Annotated in this window: 24 protein-coding genes and 1 riboswitch; of the genes, 7 read left to right on the top strand and 17 right to left on the bottom strand. The window is 43.4% G+C overall.

Annotated elements, in window-relative coordinates:
- Positions 1 to 26 precede the first annotated feature (26 nt).
- The 4 genes from ACH6CZ_RS13150 to ACH6CZ_RS13135 form a co-directional block, all read right to left on the bottom strand.
- Complete coding sequence (locus tag ACH6CZ_RS13150) at positions 27 to 1,484, bottom strand: carbon starvation CstA family protein (protein ID WP_374097925.1); 1,458 nt, start codon at positions 1,482 to 1,484, stop codon at positions 27 to 29.
- Between the two features lie 138 nt (positions 1,485 to 1,622).
- Positions 1,623 to 2,342, bottom strand: a complete 720-nt coding sequence (locus ACH6CZ_RS13145; protein ID WP_374097924.1) for a LytR/AlgR family response regulator transcription factor — start codon at positions 2,340 to 2,342, stop codon at positions 1,623 to 1,625.
- A complete protein-coding gene (locus ACH6CZ_RS13140; protein WP_374097923.1) occupies positions 2,343 to 4,103 on the bottom strand; it encodes a LytS/YhcK type 5TM receptor domain-containing protein in 1,761 nt (586 codons plus the stop codon). It lies immediately after the preceding gene.
- 125 nt (positions 4,104 to 4,228) lie between these two features.
- On the bottom strand, positions 4,229 to 4,396 hold the full coding sequence (locus tag ACH6CZ_RS13135; RefSeq protein WP_374097922.1) for a hypothetical protein: 168 nt from the start codon (positions 4,394 to 4,396) through the stop codon (positions 4,229 to 4,231).
- 72 nt (positions 4,397 to 4,468) lie between these two features.
- Here ACH6CZ_RS13135 and ACH6CZ_RS13130 point away from each other — a divergent pair, with 72 nt between their 5' ends.
- From ACH6CZ_RS13130 to mscL, 3 genes are all read left to right on the top strand, one after another.
- Positions 4,469 to 4,813: a CHY zinc finger protein gene (locus tag ACH6CZ_RS13130; RefSeq protein ID WP_374097921.1), complete on the top strand. Its 345-nt coding sequence runs from the start codon at positions 4,469 to 4,471 to the stop codon at positions 4,811 to 4,813.
- Positions 4,814 to 4,880: 67 nt separating this feature from the next.
- Positions 4,881 to 5,675 (top strand): alpha/beta fold hydrolase, encoded by a 795-nt coding sequence (locus ACH6CZ_RS13125; RefSeq protein WP_374097920.1) that lies wholly within the window; start codon positions 4,881 to 4,883, stop codon positions 5,673 to 5,675.
- Positions 5,676 to 5,766: 91 nt separating this feature from the next.
- Positions 5,767 to 6,147, top strand: a complete 381-nt coding sequence (mscL, locus tag ACH6CZ_RS13120) for a large-conductance mechanosensitive channel protein MscL (protein ID WP_374098006.1) — start codon at positions 5,767 to 5,769, stop codon at positions 6,145 to 6,147.
- A 33-nt stretch (positions 6,148 to 6,180) separates the two neighbouring features.
- On the opposite strand, the gene ACH6CZ_RS13115 is transcribed toward mscL, so the two are convergent.
- The 7 genes from ACH6CZ_RS13115 to ACH6CZ_RS13085 form a co-directional block, all read right to left on the bottom strand.
- Positions 6,181 to 7,077 (bottom strand): ABC transporter permease, encoded by an 897-nt coding sequence (locus ACH6CZ_RS13115; RefSeq protein WP_374097919.1) that lies wholly within the window; start codon positions 7,075 to 7,077, stop codon positions 6,181 to 6,183.
- A gap of 31 nt (positions 7,078 to 7,108) precedes the next feature.
- Complete coding sequence (locus tag ACH6CZ_RS13110; protein ID WP_374097918.1) at positions 7,109 to 8,113, bottom strand: ABC transporter permease; 1,005 nt, start codon at positions 8,111 to 8,113, stop codon at positions 7,109 to 7,111.
- Positions 8,114 to 8,238: 125 nt separating this feature from the next.
- Positions 8,239 to 9,882, bottom strand: a complete 1,644-nt coding sequence (locus tag ACH6CZ_RS13105; protein WP_374097917.1) for an ABC transporter substrate-binding protein — start codon at positions 9,880 to 9,882, stop codon at positions 8,239 to 8,241.
- Positions 9,875 to 10,903 (bottom strand): ABC transporter ATP-binding protein, encoded by a 1,029-nt coding sequence (locus ACH6CZ_RS13100; RefSeq protein WP_374097916.1) that lies wholly within the window; start codon positions 10,901 to 10,903, stop codon positions 9,875 to 9,877. The genes ACH6CZ_RS13105 and ACH6CZ_RS13100 overlap by 8 nt, the downstream gene beginning before the upstream one ends.
- Positions 10,875 to 11,894, bottom strand: a complete 1,020-nt coding sequence (locus ACH6CZ_RS13095; protein WP_374097915.1) for an ABC transporter ATP-binding protein — start codon at positions 11,892 to 11,894, stop codon at positions 10,875 to 10,877. Before ACH6CZ_RS13095 ends, ACH6CZ_RS13100 begins: the two co-directional genes overlap by 29 nt.
- Positions 11,895 to 12,275: 381 nt before the next feature.
- Positions 12,276 to 13,211: a DUF1002 domain-containing protein gene (locus ACH6CZ_RS13090; RefSeq protein WP_374097914.1), complete on the bottom strand. Its 936-nt coding sequence runs from the start codon at positions 13,209 to 13,211 to the stop codon at positions 12,276 to 12,278.
- A gap of 81 nt (positions 13,212 to 13,292) precedes the next feature.
- Positions 13,293 to 14,792 carry a methyl-accepting chemotaxis protein gene (locus ACH6CZ_RS13085; protein ID WP_374097913.1) on the bottom strand — a complete coding sequence of 500 codons (1,500 nt, stop codon included), beginning with the start codon at positions 14,790 to 14,792 and terminating at the stop codon, positions 13,293 to 13,295.
- 166 nt (positions 14,793 to 14,958) lie between these two features.
- Here ACH6CZ_RS13085 and ACH6CZ_RS13080 point away from each other — a divergent pair, with 166 nt between their 5' ends.
- Both ACH6CZ_RS13080 and ACH6CZ_RS13075 read left to right on the top strand, forming a co-directional pair.
- Positions 14,959 to 15,873, top strand: a complete 915-nt coding sequence (locus tag ACH6CZ_RS13080) for a ketopantoate reductase family protein (RefSeq protein ID WP_374097912.1) — start codon at positions 14,959 to 14,961, stop codon at positions 15,871 to 15,873.
- 66 nt (positions 15,874 to 15,939) lie between these two features.
- Positions 15,940 to 16,254 carry a winged helix-turn-helix transcriptional regulator gene (locus ACH6CZ_RS13075; protein WP_374097911.1) on the top strand — a complete coding sequence of 105 codons (315 nt, stop codon included), beginning with the start codon at positions 15,940 to 15,942 and terminating at the stop codon, positions 16,252 to 16,254.
- Between the two features lie 316 nt (positions 16,255 to 16,570).
- Here ACH6CZ_RS13075 and ACH6CZ_RS13070 read toward each other — a convergent pair whose 3' ends face one another.
- Complete coding sequence (locus ACH6CZ_RS13070) at positions 16,571 to 17,719, bottom strand: S1C family serine protease (protein ID WP_374097910.1); 1,149 nt, start codon at positions 17,717 to 17,719, stop codon at positions 16,571 to 16,573.
- 9 nt (positions 17,720 to 17,728) lie between these two features.
- Positions 17,729 to 18,835, bottom strand: coding sequence for an FxLYD domain-containing protein (locus ACH6CZ_RS13065; protein ID WP_374097909.1), 1,107 nt, complete (start codon positions 18,833 to 18,835; stop codon positions 17,729 to 17,731).
- 244 nt (positions 18,836 to 19,079) lie between these two features.
- On the opposite strand from ACH6CZ_RS13065, the gene ACH6CZ_RS13060 reads away from it, so the two are divergent.
- Positions 19,080 to 19,619: a YceI family protein gene (locus tag ACH6CZ_RS13060; RefSeq protein WP_374097908.1), complete on the top strand. Its 540-nt coding sequence runs from the start codon at positions 19,080 to 19,082 to the stop codon at positions 19,617 to 19,619.
- Positions 19,620 to 19,736: 117 nt separating this feature from the next.
- Here the strand turns inward: ACH6CZ_RS13060 and ACH6CZ_RS13055 are convergent, their stop codons facing one another.
- The gene (locus tag ACH6CZ_RS13055; RefSeq protein WP_374097907.1) at positions 19,737 to 21,320 is read right to left on the bottom strand and encodes a long-chain-fatty-acid--CoA ligase; all 1,584 of its coding nucleotides are present in this window, start codon (positions 21,318 to 21,320) and stop codon (positions 19,737 to 19,739) included.
- A 361-nt stretch (positions 21,321 to 21,681) separates the two neighbouring features.
- On the opposite strand from ACH6CZ_RS13055, the gene ACH6CZ_RS13050 reads away from it, so the two are divergent.
- Positions 21,682 to 21,816, top strand: coding sequence for a hypothetical protein (locus ACH6CZ_RS13050; RefSeq protein WP_374097906.1), 135 nt, complete (start codon positions 21,682 to 21,684; stop codon positions 21,814 to 21,816).
- A 209-nt stretch (positions 21,817 to 22,025) separates the two neighbouring features.
- Here ACH6CZ_RS13050 and ACH6CZ_RS13045 read toward each other — a convergent pair whose 3' ends face one another.
- The 3 genes from ACH6CZ_RS13045 to ACH6CZ_RS13035 form a co-directional block, all read right to left on the bottom strand.
- Positions 22,026 to 22,883: a dimethylarginine dimethylaminohydrolase family protein gene (locus ACH6CZ_RS13045; RefSeq protein WP_374097905.1), complete on the bottom strand. Its 858-nt coding sequence runs from the start codon at positions 22,881 to 22,883 to the stop codon at positions 22,026 to 22,028.
- A 144-nt stretch (positions 22,884 to 23,027) separates the two neighbouring features.
- On the bottom strand, positions 23,028 to 24,092 hold the full coding sequence (gene metX, locus ACH6CZ_RS13040) for a homoserine O-acetyltransferase MetX (protein ID WP_374097904.1): 1,065 nt from the start codon (positions 24,090 to 24,092) through the stop codon (positions 23,028 to 23,030).
- A 13-nt stretch (positions 24,093 to 24,105) separates the two neighbouring features.
- Positions 24,106 to 25,407, bottom strand: a complete 1,302-nt coding sequence (locus tag ACH6CZ_RS13035) for an O-acetylhomoserine aminocarboxypropyltransferase/cysteine synthase family protein (protein ID WP_374097903.1) — start codon at positions 25,405 to 25,407, stop codon at positions 24,106 to 24,108.
- 115 nt (positions 25,408 to 25,522) lie between these two features.
- Positions 25,523 to 25,640, bottom strand: a riboswitch (SAM riboswitch).
- Positions 25,641 to 25,710 lie beyond the last annotated feature (70 nt).

Here is a 25,710-nt window from a genome sequence, read left to right as displayed (position 1 = left end):
ATATACATTTACTGTCAGTTAACCTATTAAGCTGACTGCTCAAGTTCCTCATCCACAACGATTGGTCGAATTCCTGAATCGCTTGCAGCAAGACGTGCTCTGACAGTGTAGAAAAATGCTGCAATAGATGCTGCTGTAATGAGTGCAGCGCCTGCGTATGCCCATTCAATCGGCAGCCTGAAGCCGATTTCCGCATTCAGAATATAAGTAAATGTTGCCATTGTAATAAATGCTGCCGGGACTGCTGCAATCCAGAAATTTTTACGCTGCAGTGCCAGGTACATCGCACCTACCCACAAGGCGATCATAGCTGTTGACTGGTTGGCCCAGGAGAAATATCTCCACAGCAGGTTAAAGTCAACCTGCGTCAGCACAACTGAAATCACAAACAGCGGAAGTGCAATCCACAGACGATTCGACACTTTCTTTTGACCCACTTTAATATAATCTGCAATAATCATACGCGCACTTCTGAACGCAGTGTCTCCTGATGTGATCGGAAGAACAATAACACCAAGAATCGCAAGCGTTCCGCCAATTGCGCCAAGTGTTGTAATCGAGACTTCTCTGACAACTGCAGCCGGTCCACCGGCAGCAAGTATTTCATTCAGTCCTGCACCGTTGAACAGCGCCATACCTGCAGCCGCCCAGATCATTGCAATAATACCCTCCAGAATCATCATGCCATAGAAAATTTTTCTTCCCTGGCTCTCTTTTTGAGTCGTTCTGGAAATGATCGGTGACTGCGTTGCGTGGAAGCCTGACAGTGCACCACATGAAATTGTTAAAAATAACAGCGGGAACACTGCAAGTCCGCCCGGATGCATATTTTCAAGTGTGATTTCCGGAATTGGATGTCCCTGAACAACCAGTGCTCCTCCTACTCCGATCGCACTGATGACTAGTAACGCGCCAAAAAACGGATACAAACGTCCGATGATTTTATCAACCGGAAGCAGCGTTGCAACAATATAATACAGGAAGATGCAGACAATGATTGCGCCCATTGTAATCCATGCTGGCGAGATGTCTGCAATTAATGCTGCCGGTGCTGTAACGAATACTGTTCCGACAAGTACCAGTAGAAGAATTGAGAATGCGTTCACAACGTGTCTGAATGCTTTCCCAAGAAACTTTCCTGCAAGTTCAGGTAAATGAGCTCCTCTGTTTCTGATCGAGATCATACCTGTTAAATAATCGTGAACTGCTCCGGCGAATATACAGCCGAAAACAATCCATAAGAATGCAACCGGTCCGTACAGCGCTCCCATAATCGGACCGAAAATTGGACCAACGCCGGCAATATTCAGTAATTGAATCATTGAATTTCTCTTTGTATCCATTGGTACGTAATCCACGCCATCTGCATTCGCATAGGCAGGTGTCATGCGTTCTTCTTTCACCCCGAATATTTTCTCTACAAACTTTCCGTACGTAAAATACCCAACAATTAATATGGCAATTGCGACGAGAAATGTAACCATCTCTGTTTCCCCCTCAGCTATTTTGTATCCGCTTACATTTTATCGTGTCTGTTCATTTTTTGGACAAAAAGCGGTTAACGTGCCATATTTCCAGATTGAAAAGTAAAATAAAACGCCTGAACTGTATGAAGAGATTCTTCACAGTTCAAGCGTTTCACGTAACTCTTTTACGTAATTTCTACTGACTGGAATCAGTTTCTCGCTATTTCTTACTTTTAATTCAAATACATTGGTACTCCAGGAAACGAGTTCTTCCACTTTTTTGATATTGACGAGATAACCCTTATGAACGCGGAAAAACGAGTAGTGCTTCAACTTCGCTTCGAGCTCCTTCAGAGATGTCTTTGTAGGATATATTCCTTTTTCGCTTACAAGAAAAGTATCTCGCCCTTCCCTGTATACGTATAGTAATTCTTTCGGCTCCAGATATATGATCCGGTCCTCACTCTGCACAGGCAGCCTGCCTGCAGAAGCCGGCTTTGTATCAGGAGGCTGCAGCCTTATTTTCAACCTGTTGACTGCCTGTGCTAGCTGGTTTTCGTCAAACGGTTTTAACAGATAGTCAACAGCTTCCACGCGGAAGGCTCTCACCGCATAGTCCGGATAGGCCGTGGCAAAAATGATCGCCGGCGGTTTTTTCATACGCTGAAGTGTTTCTGCAAGCTCGACTCCATTCATACCCGTCATTTCAATATCTAAAAACAACACGTCCGGTTCCTTTGTCAGGATGATCTCCATTGCTTTTTCTGCAGAAGGTGCTTCACCTATTACTTGAATATCAGGATGTTCAGTTAACAGGTGACGTAATTCCTGTCTGCTCAGCGGCTCATCATCAATTATCACTGCACGTATCTCCATCTACATCACCTCTTCAAGACGCTTTACACTTGGACATGGGACAGAAAAGCTGATGGCAGTCCCTTCCCCTGTTCCGGATTGTATCGTAAGCTTCGATTGTTCATCTATCATTTTAACCAGGCGTTCATTCAGGTTATATAGACCAATGCCTGTGCCTTTTTCTGAAGTGACCGGGCTTTCAAGCAAAGAGGCGATCCGCTCCTGATCAATGCCTTCTCCGTTGTCTTCAACCTCAATTCTGATTCTTTCTCCTTCTTTACCGGCTCTTACAACCAGCCTTCCATTCTCACTTTTCCCCTTTAGTCCATGCTTCACTGCATTTTCAACAAGCGGCTGAAGTGTAAGTGGCGGGACTGAAGCCATCAGTGCGTCGTCTTCAATTTCATAGGTTACATCCAGCCGGTCATAAAACCTTGCTTCTTCAATGGATAAATAGGATTTTACATGCTCCACTTCTTCACTTAATGTAGAGACTTTCCTTGTTGTCCCTGCTAAGTTCTGTCTGAAAAAGGCGGAAAGGGAGATTAAGAGCTTTCTCGCGTGATCCGGGTTTGTCCTGATCAATGATACGATCGTGTTCAGTGCATTAAATAAAAAATGTGGGCTGACCTGTGCCTGTAGCATTTTAATTTCTGATTCCCTTGCAAGTTCACGGTGCTTCTCACCATCTGCAATTTCAAGCTGATGGCTGAGAAGGGTTGATAATCCAGTGATCAATTCAAGCATAATAGGAGAAATGATACGCTCCGAAGAGAAATAGACTTTCAGCGTACCAATGGTCTGGTCTTTTCTTTTCAGCGGAGCAATCACTGCAGCCTGCAGCATACATTCCGGATTTTCACACTGAATCGATTCTTTTCCAACTGTTATACCCTGACCAGAAGCAATCACATATTTAGTTGCTTCCGTCCGGATTTCTTCACCTGACCCATGATGGTCAAGACCATTGCCAATATGTGACAGAATCTTATGACGATCTGTAATCGCAACGGCTAAAGACGGAATTTCCTTATACAAAATGGCACAGACCTCTCCTGCTGAAACAGGTGTTAATCCTTTTCTCATATGTGTCAGCGTCAGATTTGCGATTCTAAGCGCTTTTTGGGACTGCACAGCACCCATCCGTTCTTCTTCCTGAATAACACTGCGTATAATAAGAACAAATAACGCTGTTCCAATGCCATTGGCGATAATCATCGGCAGACCGATATCCTGTACAAGAGAGAGCGCCAGATCAAATGGGCGCGCAACCCCGAGGATGATAAACATCTGAACAGCCTCCGCGGAAGCCCCTACGATAAATGCAATTTGCGGTGAGACAATTCTTGTTTTCTTTTGTTTCTTAGAGATTATACCTGCCATTGCACCTGCTACAATCGTTGCAAGTCCACACGCTAACCCTGTAAAGCCGCCAAGGAAAAAGCGGTGAACCCCTGCAATCATCCCGGCACCCACACCAATCCGCCAGCCGCCGAGCAACCCGGCAACCACAACGCCGAGCACTCTGGAGTTAGCGAGCGCCTCATCTTCATTTAACACAGTGGTCCACCTGTTCAAAGAGTCATCAACAGGGTTAACGACAATACCGGTATATGTCCCAATAATCCCAAAACAGCCAAATACAATGACTAAAAGAATCCTCTGTCTGACATTAATCTGCATCTGCGCGTCAAATAGTCTTCTAAAGAACGGCAGTCTCGTCAACAGAAAAGCAACCGTTACGATAATCCCCAGACGTTCCAGCATGGCAAGTACAAGCATAAGATCACCTTCTGAATTTTTGTTAACGCTATCATATCACCTTTTTGAGTAATTGGCTTTGTTGATATTCATAAGAAAACCCTTCAATTTGAGAATAATTACCCTCAGATCGCCTGCTGATTCACTCAATCCTGAATTGATTCCTTCAAAATCGACATTATTTCCTTCAGCAGTCGGACCGCAGTGCCTATTTTCTTCACTTTGATAAAGATTCCCTTCATCCATCCAGTCAATTCAATCAACGCTGAACGCAATGCCTTCACGTCCTCTGTCACTCTATAAAAGACAAACACTCCCTAACTTCCATGAAGCCTGTAAAAATTAAACGCGGCTTATGGTAAGCTAAAGTCATCGAGGTGAAAAACATGAATTCGACACATTTTATTCACGGCCTAAAAGTATATGGTGCAATCGTTGATCCACAGACAAGGTGTGCTCATTATCATAGCGAGAAAGATATTATAGCAATCAAATTTTATTGCTGCGGCAGATACTTCCCATGTGTAAACTGTCACGATGAGAGCGGCTGTGGCAATAGACAGGTGTGGCCAACAGAACACTTTAGCGAAAAAGCAATTCTATGCGGTAAATGTGGAACGGAGCTGACCATTCAGGAATATCTGGAGTCAGATTCAAGCTGTCCTTCCTGCGAATCAGCCTTTAATCCGGGGTGCAGTCTGCACAAACACTACTATTTTGAAACCTCTTAATGGTTGATTAAGATACTCATAGTGTGTTTAGATTATAAAAGAAAAAGTTTGTAAAGGAGTTGCCCCTTTGCTTCATTATCGAACGTATTTTAGACAACAGTCCCTCCCATGGGTGACATTTATTCACGGTGCGGGAGGCAGTTCAAGCATATGGTTTAAGCAAATTAAAGAATATAGAAAACATTTTAATGTCCTTGTTATTGACCTTCGCGGACACGGTCAGTCTGAGCGCGGCCGCTGGAGAAAAGGAGATACCTTTAAAGATATTGCCAGAGAAGTGATTGATGTACTCGATCAGGAAGGAATTAAGCATTCTCACTTTATCGGCATTTCACTTGGAACAATCGTGGTTCAGACAATCACAAGCGAGTATACGCAGTATGTACGCTCCCAGACGTTGTGCGGTGCGATTATCCAGCTCGATATCCGTACCAAGTTCCTGCTGTGGGTTGGACGTACGACAAAGCGTTTTATTCCTTATATGCTGCTTTACAAGCTGTTTGCATGGATCATCATGCCGAACAGAGATCATGAGGAATCACGTCTGGCTTTTGTGAACTCAGCAAAAAAAATGTGCCAGAAGGAATTCATCAAGTGGTTTTCACTCACTAAAATGATTAACCCTTACCTGGCAAAGTTACAGCTTGATCATAAAGGCGTTCCTACTTTCTTTGTGATGGGACAGGAAGATTACCTTTTCAGGGCGCCGGTTGAAGCGCTTGTCAAAAAGGATCCTTCATTAAGTTACGTGACGATCCGCAAGTCCGGGCACGTCTGCAATATTGACCAGCCTCAGGAATTTAATGATCGTACAATTGAATATATTAAACAACAGGAAGAACTCTTTTCTGTTACCGGCTGATTGTTCAGCCGGTTTTTTCTTTGTCTATCACTCTATTAGTCAATTGGTATATAATAAGCAGAAAAAGGCAGGTGAATAGAATATGCGAAGTATGATGAAAGAATTCAGAGAGTTTGCCATGCGGGGGAATGTACTTGAACTTGCGATCGCTGTGGTACTCGGCGCCGCTTTCGGAAAAATCGTAACTGCACTTGTAGAGAATATTATTATGCCGATTGTTGGAATTATCCTGGGCGGCGTTAACTTTTCAGCACTTGCCGTCACTGTAGGAAATGCCGAGGTAACTTATGGCATCTTTATTCAGGCAGTCATTGATTTTATTATTGTCGCTTTTGCGATCTTCCTGTTCGTCAAACTGATTAACCGCTTTAAGCGTAAAGAAGAGGCTAAAGAAGCAGCTGCACCAGTGGTTGATCCACAGACAGAACTGCTGACTGAAATCAGGGATTTGCTTAAAAATAAGCGTGTATGAAAAAATTCCGCCGGGGACTCCGGCGGAATTTTATTATGTCTTCATTTTTGGATCGAGTGCATCACGCAACCCGTCTCCCATTAAGTTAAACCCAAGTACTGCAAGCATAATCGCAAGCCCCGGGAAGAACAGTGTCCATGGTGCCTGTACGAGCAATGCTCTTGATGCGGCAAGCATGGCGCCCCACTCAGGCTCAGGAATCTGTGCACCAAGCCCCAGGAATCCAAGTGCTGCGGCTTCAAGTATTGCAGTTGCAACAGCAAGTGAGCCCTGAACAATGATCGGTGTCATTGAGTTAGGCAGTACGTGTGAAAATAAAATCCGCCGGTCACTCATACCGATTGCTTTTGCTGCCATAATATACTCTTCTTCTTTTACACTTAATACACGGGACCTGATTAAGCGTCCAAAGTTCGGGATATTAATAATGGCAATCGCAATTAAAGCGTTACGCAGTGAAGGTCCAAGAATTGATACAACGGCAATCGCTAATAGAATACTTGGGAATGCAAGCATGATATCAAATAGGCGTGAAATAATTGTATCTACCCATTTACCATAATAGCCTGCAATGATGCCAAGCATACTGCCGACAATTGCTGATCCTACTACTGCAAGAAATCCTACTGTCAGAGACAGCCTTGCACCATATACCACACGCGAAAAGATATCACGGCCAAAGTCATCCGTACCAAACCAGAAATCTGAGGAAGGTGGCTGCAGTCTGTTTGGCAGGTCCTGCTCATTAATACCCTGCGGTGCAATCAGCGGTGCAAAGATCGCAACTAATATAAAGAAAAAAACAATACTGGTCCCTACCAGTGCAATTTTATTTTTCCTGAACTTTCTCCAGGCCTCTTTCCAGGGAGAAATCGTTTCCTCCTGAGGCGATTTATTAGCCGGTTCCAGTTTTTGTGCCGGTTCACCCATATACGGTCACTCCTCTCCTGTCTAACATTCTCTAGTTATAACGAATCCGCGGATCAATGATTGAATAAAGAATATCAACAATCAGATTGATCATGACGAAGATAAAGGCAACAATTAAGATACCGGACTGAATGACAGGATAATCACGTGATGAGATTCCTTCGTAGATATATCGTCCGACTCCCGGTAGTCCGAAAATCGTTTCAGTCAGGATCGCTCCTCCAAGTAGTAGCCCCGTCTGCAAACCGATAACTGTCAGGACAGGAATTACAGCATTTTTTAAAGAGTGCTTGTAAACAACCCAAAACATTTTCTCACCCTTCGCACGCGCTGTACGAATATAATCAGATTTCATGACTTCAAGCATGCTTGAGCGGGTCATGCGGGCAATAATGGCCATCGGGATCGTTGCAAGTGCAAGCCCAGGCATCACTAAATGTTTCAATACATCAACAAATTGATCAAAGCGACCCTGAATTAATGTATCGATTAAATAAAGGTTCGTGATCGCGTTAACCGGATTACGAACATCTTCACGCCCGGTTGTCGGGAACCAGTCCCACTGCAATGAAAACTGGTACTGCATCATCAGACCAAGCCAGAAGATTGGCATCGATACCCCAACAAGTGCCAGTACCATTGCTGTGTAGTCGAACCATGAATTTTGGAACCATGCAGAGATAATCCCAGCATTTACACCAACAATCACGGCAATGAAGATCGCAAAGATTGAAAGCTCAAAAGTAGTAGCCAGATAAGGCCAGATTTCTTCATTTACCGGTGTTCTTGTCCGGATGGATTCACCCAGATCACCAGTCATTAAGTTTCCAAGGTATTGAAAGTACTGAACGTACCATGGGTTATCCAGTCCCAGAGATTCTCTGAGTGCCGCTACGGCATCTTCAGTTGCCTGCTGTCCCAAAATGACAAGTGCAGGATCTCCGGGAATTGCCCGGATAATCAGGAAGACGATAAATGTCATTCCAAGCAATACAGGAATTAGCTGCAGTAGACGTCTGATAATGTACTGGAGCATATTCACTCACCTCTCAAAGTTCAACGTGATGTTTTTTAGTATGTAAAGCGAATTTGAATACTGCACAAAAACAAAGAAAAGGGAAAGGCGAATGTTCACCTTCCCCTTAAAAAGGTATTGCTTAATTATTCAAATGAAACAGTGTGTAACCAGTCAGAACCAGTTGGGTGAGGCATGAAGCCCTGAAGGTTTGCTTTACCAGCCATTAGAGGCGTAGAGTGAGCAAGCGGTACCCATGGTGCATCCTCATGGATCAGCTCCTGTGCTTCCATGTAAAGCTGATTACGAGTTTCTTCGTCAGTTTCAGACTGTGCTTCAATCAACAGGTCGTGTACTTCCTGGTTTTCGTAGTAAGTGTAGTTGTTGCTTCCGATATTATCCTGATCAAGAAGAACATAAAGGAAGTTATCAGCATCACCGTTATCTCCAGTCCAGCCAAGTAGGAATGCATCTGCTTCTCCCATACGAGCTTTCTCAAGATAAGTAGCCCACTCATACGTTACGATTTCAGCGTTGATACCAACATCAGCAAGGTTACTCTGAATTGCTTCAGCTACCTTCTGACCGTCCGGCATATATGGACGTGGAACAGGCATTGCCCAAAGCTCCATGTCAAATCCGTCGCCAAGTCCTGCTTCTTCAAGAAGCTCTTTTGCTCTTTCAGGATCATACTCATAACCTTCGATATCATCATTGTAGCCGGCAATTACCGGTGGCATTGGGTTTTTCGCTACTTCAGCGCGTCCTTCGAAGAATGCATCAACAATTGCCTGACGGTCAATTGCGTGGTTCATCGCCTGACGTACTTTTGGATCATCAAATGGCTCACGAGTAGATGTAAGACCAAGGTAGCCAACGTTCATTGAAGGACGTTCAAACAGCTGAAGGCTGTCATCTCCTTCGATCTGTGCCGCATCACTTGGATTAATACCGTCTGCAAGATCAATCTCACCGCTCATAAGTGCGTTAAGACGTGCAGAGTTTTCAGGAATTGAACGGAAAATAACCTGATTTACTTTTGGATATTCAGCATTCCAGTAGTCTTCGTTTTTCTCAAGAACAATACGCTCATTTCTTCTCCACTCAACAAACTTGAATGGTCCTGTACCTACAGGATTTTCTGCAAGCTCATCTTCACTCATTTCAGAGATTGCTTTTGGAGAAACGATTGCGAATGGACTCATCGCAATGTTCTTAAGGAACGGTGCCTGTGGACGCTTCAGTGTGATTTCAACAGTTGACTCATCTACTGCTGTTACTGAATCAATTACGTGTCCTTCTTCATCACCAAATCCACCGAACATTGACTTGTAGTAGTAAAACTTATCTTCTGTACCATTTGCCCAGCGGTCAAAGTTTGCTACAACTGCATCTGCGTTAAATGCTTCTCCATCGTGGAATGTAACGCCATCGCGCAGCATAAATGTGTAAGTTAATCCATCTTCAGAAACTTCCCACTCTTCAGCAAGACCAGGATTGATTTCAGTGTCCTGCTCTCCGAATTCTACAAGTGTTTCAAAGATGTTCTTTGTTACTTTGAATGACTCACCATCAGTAACTGTAATCGGATCAAGCGCTACAGAGTCGCCCCCGCGTCCAAATACCAATGTGTCTTGTGTTTCCCCATCTGTTTCTTCAGCTGCATCGCTGCCGCCATCATTGCCTGAACCGCCGTCTTCCGATGAACCATCATCGCTCGAGCATCCAAACAAAGCCGTTGATACTGTAAGTAATAATACAAAAAATAATAACCAAGCTTTCTTATTCATGCTTTCCCTCCTCAAGTAATTGTTTATTTTGACCCGCTGCACTGCCTTCTTCTGTATATAAATGGCAGGCAACGTAATGTCCAGGTTCATGCTCCCTGAGTTCAGGGATCTTTTGTGAGCAGACATCCATTTTAAAAGGACATCTTGTGTGGAATGCGCAGCCGGAAGGTGGATTAGATGGACTCGGAATGTCCCCTTCAAGAACGACTGCATCTTTTTCATACAGAGGATCCGGAATCGGAACCGCTGATAATAGTGCCTGTGTATATGGGTGAAGCGGTTTGTCATACAGTTTCTCACTGTCTGTCAGCTCAGCCATACGGCCAAGATACATCACGCCTACACGATCACTTATATGGCGAACGACACCGAGATCATGAGCGATCACGATATACGTTAGCTGAAATTCTTTTTGCAGATCCTGCATCAGGTTCAGTACTTGTGACTGAATCGATACATCAAGTGCTGATACTGGTTCATCTGCGATAATTAACTTAGGCTGGGTCATTAATGCACGCGCAATCCCGATTCTTTGGCGTTGACCGCCACTGAATTGGTGTGGATAACGCTTTGCATGATAACTGCTCAGTCCGACAATCTCCAAAAGTTCACGCACTTTCTGTTTGCGTTCTTTTGGCGTGCCAATTCCATGAACCTTAAGTGGCTCTTCAAGAATTTTTTCAACCGTATGACGCGGATTTAATGATGCAAAAGGATCCTGAAAAACCATTTGCATATCTCTTCTCAGCTTTCTCATGTCTCCAGTGCTGAGCTTTGTCACATCCTGCCCTTCAAAGTAAACTTTGCCGTCAGTTGGTTCAATCAGTCTCAGCAGCATACGGCCGGTTGTCGATTTACCGCAGCCGGATTCGCCAACAATTCCGAGCGTCTCTCCTTTTTTCACTTCAAAGGAGACACCCTCTACGGCTTTTACAGACCCGATTTCTTTTCCAAGGACGCCGCCCCGGATCGGAAAATGTTTTTTAAGATTTTCAACTTTTAATAGTGTTTCTGTTGTCATGAACGACTTCCTCCTTTTCATCAAATAGGAAACATCTTGTCGAATGTCCCTCTGCTGTATTGTATAAAGGAGGATCTTCCTGTCTGCAGCGGTCAAATGCGAATTCACAGCGATCTGCAAAGCGGCATCCCTGTTTGATCGATCCCGGTTTTGGTACATTACCCGGAATTGAATACAGGCGCTGCTTCTTATAGCGCATATCAGGCACTGACTGTATCAGTCCTCTTGTATAAGGATGCTGCGGATCTTTAAAAATTTCGACTGCAGGACCGGTTTCTACTACCTTGCCGGCATACATCACGACGATCCTTTCACACGTCTCAGCAACAACGCCAAGATCATGCGTAATCATCATTATTGCTGTATTCATTTTTTCGTTCAGATCCTTCATCAGTTTCAGAATCTGAGCCTGAATGGTTACATCAAGCGCGGTTGTAGGCTCATCGGCAATCAGCAGCCTAGGGTTACAGACCATCGCCATTGCAATCATGACACGCTGACGCATCCCTCCTGATAACTGGTGAGGGTAATCATTCATCAGTTCTTCTGCTCTTGGCAGTCCAACAAGTTTAAGCATTTCAATTGAACGCTGTTTTGCCTGTTGCTTATTTCCCATTTTATGTATACGCATCGCATCCATCAGCTGGTTGCCGATTGTAAATAGCGGATTCAGAGAGGTCATTGGCTCCTGAAAAATCATTGCAACATCATTTCCTCTAATCTGTCGCATTCTTTTTTTTGAAGCTGTTGTCAGCTCTTCACCATTTAATTTAATTTCACCACCGATAATTTTCCCCGGCGGATTTGGAATCAGTCCCATTACCGAAAGTGAAGTAACACTCTTCCCGCAGCCCGACTCTCCTACAATGCCAAGCACTTCACCTTCCCGGACGTAAAAGTCTATATCATCGACTGCAGGTACTTCTCCCTCGTCTGTAAAAAACGAAACGCGGAGACCTTTTACATCCAGTACCTTCTCCTGTGTCTTCATTGTGATCCCCCTCAAAAAATTACACGATCTTTTATTTTTCTAATATATTTAGTTTTCTGAATTTTGATAAGACTTATTATACGATGTTACAGCAAGATTTCAATACCTATTCGTCACTTTTTCGTCAAATTGAATAAATTTGCATTAAATTAATTGATATTTTTTAATTCATATCCACTTTATCAGGATTGTGATAAAACGCTGTTTTAATTGATTTTATAACGTTCACGATCTCATTTTACACATATGAAATATTTAAATCTAAAAAATTTGTTTTATTCAAATAATTTTATATTTATTTATAATATCGAATAATTATTACCAGCATCTGTCTGTACAACGAAAAAACTGCCAGATCGCTCCGGCAGTTTTTGTTCTTTATTAAGATTCATCAATTGGTTCGCTGTCATTTCCTCCACCAAACAGATCGGAAATCGCATCAATTAATCCCTGGAAAAAGTCTCTGACACTCTGCCAAAACCCTTCATCATTTACGACGTCGCTCAGGCGGTCCTGAATCGCTGTTGAGAGGTCATTCAGCTGTTCGGAAACATTATCAAAGTTAATATTTAAATCCCTCATCTGATTGAACAGATCTGTCAGTCGCTGACGATCTTCTTCACTCAGATTTATTTCCAGATTTGAAAGCTGTTCATTAATAATCTGCTCAACATCTTCACGTGTTGCAGGATTCTGCTCTGAGATTGCCTTTTTAATTTCAGCAAGCAGTTCACTTACTTTTTCCTGGTCAATGCCTTCCTCTTCTGCCAGGTCAGTTGCCAGGTTCAATTCATCATTTGCCACTTCAAGACGTGCTGTGTCAAGCTGCTCACCGCTTACTTCATACGCTTTATAAATTCCCGTAAGCGCAGAGTGCCCACTAACTTTTACAGGTGACGCAATTTCAACCGTTGCATTTTCAATTCCGGCTGTCAGTAATGCGTTCGCATACATCGTGTCTGTCACCTGGGTGATATTTTCAGGGTTTACTCTTTCGATGATCAGCCCGTGTCCTTCATCTTCACGCGTAATTTTTGCTGAAGAAAACATACGTGCTCTGCTGTCTTCACCATCAATATATCTAACAAGGTCTTCACCAGTGACAACCACTTCTTCTACAGATTCAGGATCCGTTACCCCAAGCATATCTCTTACTTCCTGCTTTTGATTGTCATCCAAATTTCCTCCAAGCACAAGAATTGGAAGGCCGAATCGTTCATCGATTCCTTCATCTGTATTATGATCTGAAGCACTTGCCGTTCCAAATGCCGGTATGATTAATAGTATCGCGAGTAGTACAGTTATAAACTGTTTCATCATCTACATTCTCCTTTTGTTTTCAGTTCAGCAGAAATTCCCTCTGCATCTAATAGACGTAAAAATCTCCAAAAGGTTTCATCATGTTTTTTTCAGGTCTTCAGTCAGGTGCCCGGCCTGGTCTTTTACCGCATAGGCAAATTGGGCAATTTCGTCAAATGTGGTTTCGAGCTCATGGACTGCGTGTACAATATCTTCAATGCCATGATCATTATCTGCTGCGTGCTGCTGCATCATTTCCATCTTCTCCTGTACAGCTGTGCCACCCTCAGACGACAGCCTTGCTGCTTCAAGAATCAGTCTGAACTGTTGTTTTAATTCTTCCTGCTTTTTGATTAATACTTCAAAAACCTCAGATGTCTGGTTGATTGCATGCATACTTCCATCCATTTTACTTCTGGTTTCTTCAAGTGAAGCAGCAACTTCTTCTTTTGCTGATGAAATTTCACTCACAACATCACGAATATTAACTGAAACTGAAGCAGATTGCTCGGCAAGCTTTCTGACCTCTTCCGCTACAATTGCAAACCCTTTTCCATGCTCTCCTGCTCTTGCAGCTTCAATCGAAGCATTCAAAGCAAGTAAATTTGTCTGTTCAGCAATCCCGGTAATCTGGTTCAACGCTGCATCAATTTCATTTGTTTTTTCATCCAGGATCTGTACCGTCTCAGCTGAGTGACTTGACTGCTGATGCACCTGTTCCATCTGCCTGATCGTTGACTTTAAATTCTCTTTATTTTCCTCTGCAGCAAGGATCACTTCATCCGTCAGTTTATTCATTTCTTCAGATCTGCTGGAAACATCCGCTACCTGTGTAACAATTCCTGATACGTTTTCTTCTGCCGCTGCAGATGATTGTTTATATTTTGATGATGCTTCTTCCATCATTTCAAGCTGTCTACTGACTGCCGTAACAGATCCTGTAGAGTCGGCAAGTTGTGTGGTCAGCTGCTTGACCATTTGATCCAGGCGATCTGCCGTGGTTTCAACATTCACTAATACAGACTTTAACTGATCCTGAAGCTCAACACTCTGCTCATTTTTTATACTGGCTCTTTTTACAGCATATAATAAGATAACCGCGATTGGTACATATTGGACAATGTGATAAGCACCTGTCAGAATCGCATATTCCATAGAAGTTTCCACAACCATTGGCTCTGCAAAATAAAGATGAACAAATTGGGCAATTGCAAGCATAAAAGCAGTTGCAATCAGTGACCGCTTCATGAGCAATGCATCAGCATATACTGCTGCAATACCAAGTGGTACAAACCAGAAATACGGTACATTTACCCATGCATTCGCATAAAAGATAAATGCCAGCAGTAAAGTTGCCAACACAGACAAATCTTTAAAATACTTTGCTTCATCTGACAGTCTGTAATACACAGCCGGTATCACCAGCAGTAAAAATTGTGTGTTATACAGGACATTCATCAGTGTCAGTTCCGGCACCCCATACATCAGAACCTGTGCGGCCATATTAATCAGCATCAATCCAGCTGATACTAAAAATATCCTGCTTAATAGTCCTGAAAGTTTTTTCTCCGTCTTAAATCCTTTCCCTTCCCCATTCATTCTGTAATCCCCCCATATGTATAAAAGCCGACAACATTATTATAGTGAGTAAACTCCTAATTGAAAAGAAACTTTTTACAATATTCAGTAAAATGAGCGCACGTTTTAGAAAACGGTTTCAAAATAGAGTATGCTAGAGAAATAATGATTAAAGGAGGCATACATAATGAACGTTTTAATTGCAGGCGCTGGCGGTATCGGCGGTTATTTCGGTGGAAGACTGATGGAAAAAGGTCAGGACGTTACATTTTTAGTACGGGAGAAAAGAAAGCAGCAGCTCGAAAAGACTGGTCTTGTAATTGAAAGCCCTCACGGGAACTATAAAGGGAGTCCCCGGCTGATGACAAAAGAGGATCGTGACCAGACTTATGATGCCATTATCATCACCACAAAGGCTTACCACCTTGAAGAAGTGATAAAAGATATTCAGCCATTTGCTGATGAATCCACTTTCATTCTTCCTCTTTTAAATGGAATCGCTCATATGGAACCGCTGATTGCGGTGTTTGGTGACCGCGTCATCGGTGGACTCTGCTTCATTGAAACAACTTTAAACGAAGAAGGACATGTGATTCAGTCAAGTCCCATTCATGATCTTGTATACGGAGAAAGAGATGGCTCAATATCTGACCGGATCATGAAGCTTAACAGTGTGTTTGAAGGGGCTAACGCCGGATTTACACTCAGTGAAAAAATCATGCAGGATATGTGGCATAAATATTCCTTCATTACTGCAATGTCCGGAATCACCTCACTGATGAGATCACCAGTTGGTCCTACAGTGAATATACCGGCAGCAAAACAGACCCTCGAAAGGTTATTAAACGAAATTTCATCAGTGATGAAAGCGATTGACGCTCCCATTGCTGACGGGCTTCCTGATATGCAGATGCAAAAAATGCTTGAGATGAAAGAAGAAATGAAATCATCTATGCTCCGCGATATGGAAAAAGGGCTGGAGACCGAAACCACCCACTTGCAGGGCTGGCTGCTTGAGAAAGCAAAAGACCACGGAGTGGATACGCCTATCCTTGAAGCGGCTTTTGCACACGTGTTGATCTATGAGTCTCTACAATCATGACAGGTGACGCCTGCCTCTATCCTGCTGTATAATGGACAGACTATCAAATACAAAGGAGGGAAACAAATGGCTGCGATGTCATTATGCCCGAAGTTCGAACAGGCTTTTCAGATTTTGGGCAAACGCTGGAATGGCGTGATCATACGCGTGCTTGCTGATGGTCCGAAACGCTTTTCGGAAATTGCAGAGCCGATCCCTCATATCAGCAACAAGATCTTAACTGAACGTCTGAAGGAACTTGAAGAACACGGGCTGGTTGTTAGGGAAGTATATCCCGAGACACCTGTACGGATTGAATATAGATTATCGGAAAAGGGTGAGTCACTTACCCCGATTTTAGATCAGATACAGAACTGGGCTGATGAGTGGATGGCGAAATAGGAAAAGCGGAAGGCGCTTGATCAGCTCCGACAGACATAAGACGCGTATCGGAAAACGGGTGGTTTTCCCCGTTTACCGATACGTGGCTTATGATCCGAGGAGCTAGCGCCTGGAGCTGGACAAAATAGAAAAGCGGAAGCACCTTGTTCAGACCCGACAAGCATAAGGCGACTTGAGAGAAATGGGCGACCTTACCCATTTTCTCAGATTGACTTATGACTCGAGGGTCTAGGCGCTGGAGTTGGACATAATAGGAAAACAACCATAGGAAAAAGCCGGGACAAGTCTAATTGTTCCGGCTTTTTGCTCGGGATCTTTAAGATGCTTCCTCAGATGATTCCAGCCTCTTGATTTTAAATTCTCCATTTTCCTCTGTAATTAGAAAACGATAGTCAAATAGTGTAGATTCAGGCTTGTTATTGACTAACTCTTCCTTTTCAACTGAAGCCCTTACCTCCACATCACCTGACACGACAAAAGCCTCTGATGACTTTAAAGAAATAGACAACAGGTTTTGAAATTGATCCTTAAATTCTGCAAATGTATATTCTTCCTGAACGGATACACTTAATAGAGAATATGCTGTTACAAAATCACCGAACTCAATACTTGATAAGTAGTACTGCGCAATATACAACGCCTGTTCTTCCATCGTAGGTGTGACTGCATCAGCAGGCTGGTCCGCATATTGTTCAAAAGACGGCAACTCTTCCATCGGCTCTGCAATCCACCCTTCAATCAGATCCGTCACATCTGCTATCGGAATGCTGTATCCGAGATTCTGATCAGGCTCTTCTGCAGAATTCAAACCGATGACTTTCATGGAGTCTGCATTCAACAGTGGTCCCCCGCTATTTCCCGGAGAAATGGCTGCAGTGAACTGATCAATGTTTTCATATTTAAACGGCTCAATCACAAATGAGCGGTCCGTCCCATCAATGACACCTGACGTGACTGTATTCTGAAAACCAAGCGGACTTCCAAGTGCGAGCACCTGATCAAGCAATCTCGCTTCTTTTTCTGTTTCAAGTTCCATCGGTTCTCTGCCTGCAAGCTCATCGACCTGAATAAGTGCTACATCAACCGTTTCACTGATGCCTGTGACATACCCTGTATAACGGGCTGAGTCCGCAGTAATAACTGTTACTTCAGATGCGTTCGCTACAACATGGGCATTGGTTACAATTGCACCTTCAGTATTATAGATAAAACCTGAACCGATCGAGCCAATTGGCGTTTCAATCTGAATGACTTTTTGCTGCGCTTCAAAAAGCGCTTCTTCCCTGGTCATTGAAAGATCACTGAGAAACGCTTCTTCATCTTCATTTAACGTACCGGTTTGCAGATAAGAAGGCTCCTGAGGAAGAGAATCAGCTATATATTGTTTAATCACTACTCCGCCCCATAGCGTCAATCCAATGATTATGACTGACGCTAAAAGGCTTGCAGTCCATTTTTTATTCATCGTTCACCCCTATTCCAAATACCATGTAATGGACTCGATTTCTATTTTTTCATAGGATTCACTTACTTCAATTTCATCTTTAAAAACACCAGTGCCCTCAGGCAGCAGATATTCAGGGTCTGCAACGGTGAGACTTTCAGCCACTGTATTCCCATCTTCATCAAAGACGCTCCAGGAAATTTCAATCCAGCTGATCGGGCGTGAGCCGTTATTTTTCACTTCACCTGTCAACTTGATCGTAAACTCATCTGTTGTTACTTCCCAGTCTTCAACACTGACAGCTTCAGTCCGGTTAAATTGATCCTGCCTTTTAGCTTCTTCCATCGCTTCAGCAAGCCTGTTATACTCCTCTTCCTGATAAGCATTTCTCTGTGCCTTAATTTCTTCTTCAAATGATTGCAGCTGCTTATTTTCCGGTGCATAACCAAGTCCGATTTCAATGATATTTAACGCTTCAGAAAAGTGATACAGCTCTAACTCTGCAGCAGCATCCTTCATCGTCAAAGAAGCGATCTGATCGGTAATTTTTGCTTCAAGATCTGACGCTCCCGGCTCATCAATTTCACTTACTTCAAGCAGCTTACCTGCCAGTGATTGTATTGACAACTGCTCATTTAAGTCTTCTTTTATTGAAAGTAATAATGCTTTTTCTTTTATATCAATCAGGCGCTGCTGTTCAGCAAATAGCAGCTCATTGTTTTCTTCTTTCATTTTTAACGCCAGGTTTTCTATTTCTTCCTGAACCTGACTGTATTCTCCATTTTCGACCTGCTGCTCAAGCTTTGTTACCTGCTTGTGAAAAGCTTCCGCCTGTCTGACTGCTCTCAAGCTATCTCGTAAAGATTGATATTCAGGACGTGCATTGGCTGCTCTTGCCAACTTCTGCTCAGCTTCATTCCAGTTTTTATAAAAAGCAGCGTTTTCTCCTGCCGATTTCCACTCTGTTACACTGTTATTAGTCCACGTCTCATAACCATATACGGTTCCTAAAGATAATACACTGACCATCGCAACGATCAGCAGGAACCTGAATGGGGTTAAAACCTTTTTTCTTTCGCTAAAGTCTTTAGAAGGAGAGTTGGACGATGGTTTGTTTTCAGATTGATCTTTTTTCATCGATGCATTCCCCTTTCCTTATCTATTGTACTACCCTTTTTTCCTTAATTTCACTCTAAATGAGACAATTTGCTAAAATTCTTCAAATTTTTCAGATCATGCTGTTTACCGCCCTTTTTCCAATAAAATAAAAGTTGAAAAAAATAAAAAATAAATTGTTGACTTTATCTCGAATTCAAGATAAACTAATTACAAATAACAACCGAGTTACAAAAAGTAACTCTAAATAAGGAGGAATTTTATTATGACAAACACAACAGCAAAAAAATGGGCAGTCGATACAGCGCACTCAAGCGTGGACTTTTCAGTTAAGCACATGATGATTTCTAAGGTAAAAGGAACTTTCCATGAATTCGGTGCAGAAGTTTCAGCTGATCCACAGGACCTGACTGGTGCAGACGTAAGCTTTTCAATCAAAGTAAACAGCATTGATACACGCAGCCAGGACCGTGACAACCACTTACGCTCGGCGGATTTCTTCGAAGTTGAAACATACCCTGAAATCACATTCCGTTCTACTGATGTGAAAAAGGTCGGCGAAGATGAGTATGAAATGACTGGTGACGTAACAATCAAAGACGTGACACGTCAGGAAACTTTCAAAGTAGAATACGAAGGTTCAGGTCAGGATCCATGGGGCAACCAAAAAGTCGGCTTCACAGCAGACGGCAAAATCAACCGCAAAAACTACGGCCTCACATGGAACCAGACACTTGAAACTGGCGGGGTTCTTGTTGGGGAAGATATTAAAATCAATCTGCAGATTCAGGCTCAAGAAGCATAGAAAAGCGAAAGGCGCTTGGTCAGCTCCGTGGCTTATGACTCGAGGACCTGCCTGCTGGAGCTGGACAGAGTATAGATGCAGAACCCCCGCTGAGGCCTAGCTCAGCGGGGGTTCTCATTAATTAATCATCTTCCCTTCCTTCCCCTTCCAAAACTCCTTCCTCAGCACCACCTTCTGAATTTTACCCGAAGCGGTCTTTGGCAGCTCATCTGCAAAGCTGAAGCTCTTAGGAATCTTAAATCGGGCAAGCTTTTCATTGGCAAATGCCACAATGTCTTCTTCAGTCAGTTCAGTACCCGGCCGCTTCACCACCACCGCGTGTGGCACTTCACCCCATTTTTCATGCGGAACGGCAATGACTGCCGCTTCCATAATATCGGGATGATCATATAGTGCAGCTTCAACTTCGATGGAAGAAATATTCTCTCCGCCGCTGATAATTACATCTTTCTTACGATCCACAATTTCCATATAGCCCTGTTCATCAATCACAGCCATATCACCTGTATACAGCCAGCCATCACGAATCGTAGCTGATGTCGCCTCGGAATTTTTATAATAGCCTTCCATCACATTATTTGAACGGACGGCAATTTCCCCAATGGTTTTCCCGTCATGTGCGACTTCATCACCATTCTCATCAAACACACGGACCTTTGTGCCAATCAGCTCATACCCCGTTTTGGCTTTCAGTCTTGCATAAGCACTTTCATCCTCCACTGGTGTATTAACGCGCGGCTGCGAGGTTGTCACAAGTGGAGAGATTTCTGTCATCCCATACACATGAATGAACTCCCAGCCAAGTTCTTCTTCCACCTTTCTGATAAATGCAGGCGGCGGAGCTGAACCGGCAATCACGATTCTGAGCGGGTGATCAAATATGGATTTAGTATGCTGCGATTCCTGCAGCACCATATTCAGAACAGTTGGTGCCATATGCATAATTGTCACTTTATGCTTTTGAATGCGTTCAAGCATTTGCTTCGGATCAACTTTGCGCTGCATGACCTGTGTTGCACCATTTGCCGTATAGTAAAAAGGCGATCCCCAGCCGTTCACATGAAACATCGGCAGCACATGCAGCAGCGTATCACGGTCACTCACACGCAAGTGATGCATGGTAGACAAAGCATGCAGATAATTTGAGCGGTGTGATAATAAAACACCTTTTGGATCCCCGGTAGTTCCACTAGTATATAAAAGCGAGGCGATATCATTCTCTTCAAGCGGCTCCCTGTCAAAAGGTTCGTCTGAAAATGTCATCAGCCACTCCTCATAGTCAATACACCCTTCAGCAGCCCCTCCCTGTACGACAATCGTGTGAACACTCTCGAGTTTATCCCGGATTGGTTCTACCAGCTTGTACAACTCTGCGTCTGCAAACAATACTTTACTTTCACTGTGATTCAAAATAAAAAGATAATCATCCGGTCTGAGACGTGTATTTAACGAGGTCATAATGGCCCCTGTCTGATAAATGCCATAAAAACCTTCGTACATTTCAAGAGAGTTTGGTGTTAAATAAGCGACTTTTTCCCCTTTTTTAATATCGAAACTTCTTAAACCGCGTGAAAGTCTGTTTACTCTTTTCTCAACTTCTTTATAAGTAAGTTCTCTTTCTCCATCAATTACAGCTGTTTTGTCCCCGTAAAGCGTAACTGCCCGATCCAGAAAGTCTGTCAAAATTAATGGTACATGCATCCCTTACATCCCCTTTGTTTGTACTTAAATATGGATGTATTGTATACGTTTTCAAAAGGTAAATCAATTATTGACAGAACTTTCAGGTATTTTTGATTAGTACAGTATGACCTTAAATATTCGCTGATGATTTCCGGGGAGTGCTGCGCTTTCCTGCCCCCGGGCGGTGAGCCTCCTCGGCTTCGCCTGCAGGGTCTCACCTGTCCCTTCCTGGGCCGGGAATCTCCGCTCTCCCCTCCAATCATCAGTTAAGCTAGTAATAGAAAAGCATTCTCCGAAAATAAAATCCTCTTACTAAAATGATTAATTCATTGTCAGGCGGGAAGAATACATACTATACAGATTTAAGGAGATGATAGAGATGGCAGATAAAGATAATAAGAAAGAACAAAATAATAAGAATGATGCAGAAGAAAAAATGCAGGATATGTTTGAAGAAGGTACAGTAGACCGTAAGAAAGATGATGAAGACAAAAACGAAGAAGATAAGAATTAATATTTAGGAGTATTTTGATGTATAAAACTCCTTTTTATTGGCATCTAAGTGCAGCGGAGTGTAAGGCGGCGACTCCGGGACGTTTAGAGGGAAGCTGAGACCCCGCAACCGAAGGTGAGGAGGCTCAGCAACCTCCGTCTGGAAAGCGTCCGCCTGAAGCGCAGCGAAACGTTCAAAAGCCTGAGACAATTTTATGTCTCAGGCTTTTTTTAGCTTCGATTCACAGGCAGTGTACAGCATCTGAAAGAGCCGCCTGATTTGATAATTTCTGATATATCACATTCAATGACATCATAGCCTGCTCTTCTCAATTTTTTATTAATGTCCTTGTTCATAGGCAGACTGATGATTTTTTCGTGACCTATACTCAGGACGTTCGGTCCCATTGTGAATTGTTCGTCATCTGTTACATCAATTAATTCATAGTGTTCAGCAAAGCTTTCAATCATTTCATCAGAAAAAGCAGGTCTGTAGATAAGCGCTTCTTCAGAAGAAATGATGTTAAACAGACAGTCAAGGTGCAGATACTGAGAATCAAATGGAACTGCAGTGATGTCATACTCAGGAAGTTTTTTTCGAAGTTGTTCAACGGCAGCCTCAGTTGTTCTGCTGCTGATCCCGATCCAGATTTTATGTCCATCTGTAATCACATCTCCCCCTTCAATGGAAGGAGCGTCTATTTTTTCAAATTTCACCTTTGATTCCTGAAGCCATTCCTTCAAAATTTTATCTTCTCCGCTTCTCATCTCAGTTCCCATTGTAGAGATAAATACGGTGTCTCCGATTGTAAATCCGATATCGCGGGTGAAAACCTGTTCAGGATACACAGCAAGCGGTGGAAGCTGAACGACATCTGCACCGTGTTCATGAAGCAATTGGATGAAGTCACGATGCTGCTCCATTGCTTTTTCACGGTCTATGTTGTCTTCTAAAAAATGTTTTTGTGTTTCATTGATTGCCTCTTCAATTTTCATAAAGGCAGGCGGACAGACAAGTACACGTTTAAGTGCGCCAAATTCATTTTGACAGCCGGCCTGGTTATGATTTTCTTTTCGTTCCATTAACATGCTCCAGTCCTCCGTTTTTACTCTTTTTGTATGTTATTCCTTTTTTACAGCAATATTAAACGGAGAAATTAATGAAATGATTATATTGACGCATGTAAAAGCCCGATTTGCCGGTGCAGATTCTGCAAAAAAATTTTATATCTGTTATGCTTCAAAATGCTGCTTAACAAGCTGTCCCCATTTTTCAAATTCAACAAGAAATCCGTCATGACCGAAATCTGTATCAACTTCATGAAAGTCTGCTTCAGGTATATAGCTGGTAAACTGCTTAATTTCATTCGGTGGATATAGTAAATCCCCTTTAAATCCGATGCCAAGAAGTTTGGACTTAATTTTTCCTGCGGCTTCTTCCACACCCCCATAATGCCTGCCAATATCGTGATGATTCATCGCATATAAAAGGGTCAGATAACTGTTCGGATCAAATCTTTTCGTAATTTTTTCGCCTTGATATTTCAAATAAGATTCAACCTGATAAAATGGCTGCTTCTCTGCCACTTCTTTTTCCTGTCTGTTGAACCTGCCTGTAAAAAGGTAAGGACTTCTGTAAGTGACGAGCCCGACCATTCTGGCAACCTCAAACCCTTTTACTTCAGAGGGATTTTCATACTGTCCATTATTCCACGCCGGGTCATTTTCAATCGCATGGATCCCGATTCTGTTAAAAGCAATTCCGTAATCACTTAGTGATGGTGTCGCTGCAAGCAGAACTGCTCTATCCATAAAATCCGGGTAGCTGATACACCATTCAAGCGTCTGCATCCCGCCGAGTGATCCGCCAATCACACCGTGCAGACTTGTGATTCCAAGCTTCAGACAGGCCCTGTACTGCGCGTTCACCATATCTTTTACCGTAATAAACGGAAAATCTGTGCGGTACTTTTCACCATATTGATTAGCTGAAGCAGGCCCCGTTGATCCGCTGCATCCGCCAAGCACGTTAAACGTAATCACCTGAAACTTTGTTAAATCAATGTAGGCATGCTCACCGGCAAAACCGCGCCACCAGCCCGGGTTCTGCTCAGTCCCGATTGACTGGTGCGTCCCGGTCAAAGCGTGACAGATCAGGATCACGGGTAATGAAGGATCTCCTGACCGCTCGTAGCGGAGAGAGACATCATCAATCACTTTTCCGGATTCAAGTATCAAAGAACCGATATCGACTGTTCCTTCATGATGCATGACCTTCTCAGTTAATGTCTCTCCCATGCTGATTCCTCCCTTACGAATGTGCGGGTACTGCCGCTTTTTCAATTGCCTGATTTAAATCGTTGATCAAATCTTCAACAGATTCAATCCCGACTGATAATCTGATTTGTTCCTGCTTAACGCCTGCTGCCTCCAGGTCTTCATCTGTCAGCTGGGCATGCGTTGTGGAAGCCGGATGAATAATTAATGACTTTGCATCACCAACGTTTGCAACATGCGACCACAGCTGCGTGTGATCAATCACATTTCTGCCCGCTTCACGTCCGCCCTTAATGCCAAATACGATGATTGAGCCGGCACCTTTAGGAAGATACTTTTTCGCTGCTTCATAAGATGAATGGCTTTCAAGACCCGGATACTGTACCCAGTCAACTGAAGGATGCTGATCCAGGTATTCAGCTACTTTCAGGGCATTTTCTACGTGGCGCTCTACTCTGAGATGCAGTGTTTCAAGCCCCTGCAGTAAGTAAAATGCATTCTGGGGACTGAGGCATGCGCCTGTGTCACGCAGCAGATTCACCCGCAGCTTCGCGATAAATGCTGCAGCTTCAAGATCTACAAATCGCAGGCCATTATAGCTCGGGTCAGGCGTTGTAAAATCCGGGAAGCGTCCGTTATCATAATTGAACGTGCCTGCATCTACGACTACACCGCCAATCGTCGTGCCGTGTCCGCCAATCCATTTCGTTGCTGAGTGGACGACAATATCTGCGCCGTGCTCAATCGGCTTGTTCAGATAAGGCGTTGCAAACGTGCTGTCCACAATTAGCGGCACGCCTTCTTCATGAGCGACTTTCGATACAGCTTCCGTATCAAGCACATGCAGACTCGGGTTTCCGATCACTTCAGCAAATACTGCTTTCGTTTTCGGTCCGATTGCTTTTCTGAAGTTTTCAGGATCAGTTCCATCAACAAACTTTACATTCACACCGTATCTCGGAAGTGTCTGCGCGAAAAGATTGTACGTGCCGCCATACAGATTTCCTGCTGCCACAATTTCATCTCCTGCACCTGCAAGATTCAGCACTGCATAGGTAATTGCCGCCATGCCTGAAGCCGTCGCAACGGCACCAACACCGCCTTCTAAAAGTGCGATACGGTTTTCAAATGCAGCGACAGTCGGATTGCCGATACGCGTATAAATGTTACCTTCTTCAGCCAGTGCAAATAAGTTCTGCGCGTGCTCTGCGCTGTCAAACGTATAAGACGTTGTCTGATAGATTGGGATTGCCCTTGAATTTGTTGTCGGATCTGATTCTGTTGCACCGTGAAGTAAAAGCGTCTCAATATTGTATTGCGGCTGATTGTTTGTCATGAGTGAATCTCTCCTTTAATGGGTTGATGGATTTTTTCAGTGAAGTGTGTGCCGGGTGAAGGTGAAAGGGGAAAATAAAAAAACCCCCTTCATAAGAAGAGGGTTATATATCCTCCTCTTATCTTTCAGACCGCATGACGATCTGTAGGAATTAGCACCTTTCCGTATCAGGATTTGATACGTTGGTTGCCGGGCATCGCAGGGCCTAGTCCCTCCGCCTCTCTGGATAAGAGTTATAAAGTTGTAAGTACATGTTGTGTTTTGCTCTTGTTGAGGATTATAAAGAGTCTGAAAAAGGAAGTC

It is taken from the genome of Jeotgalibacillus sp. JSM ZJ347 (assembly GCF_044383825.1).
Classification (GTDB): Bacteria; Bacillota; Bacilli; order Bacillales; family Jeotgalibacillaceae; genus Jeotgalibacillus.
Note: the sequence above shows the minus strand (reverse complement) of the source record. Positions and strands in the feature narration are given on the sequence as shown.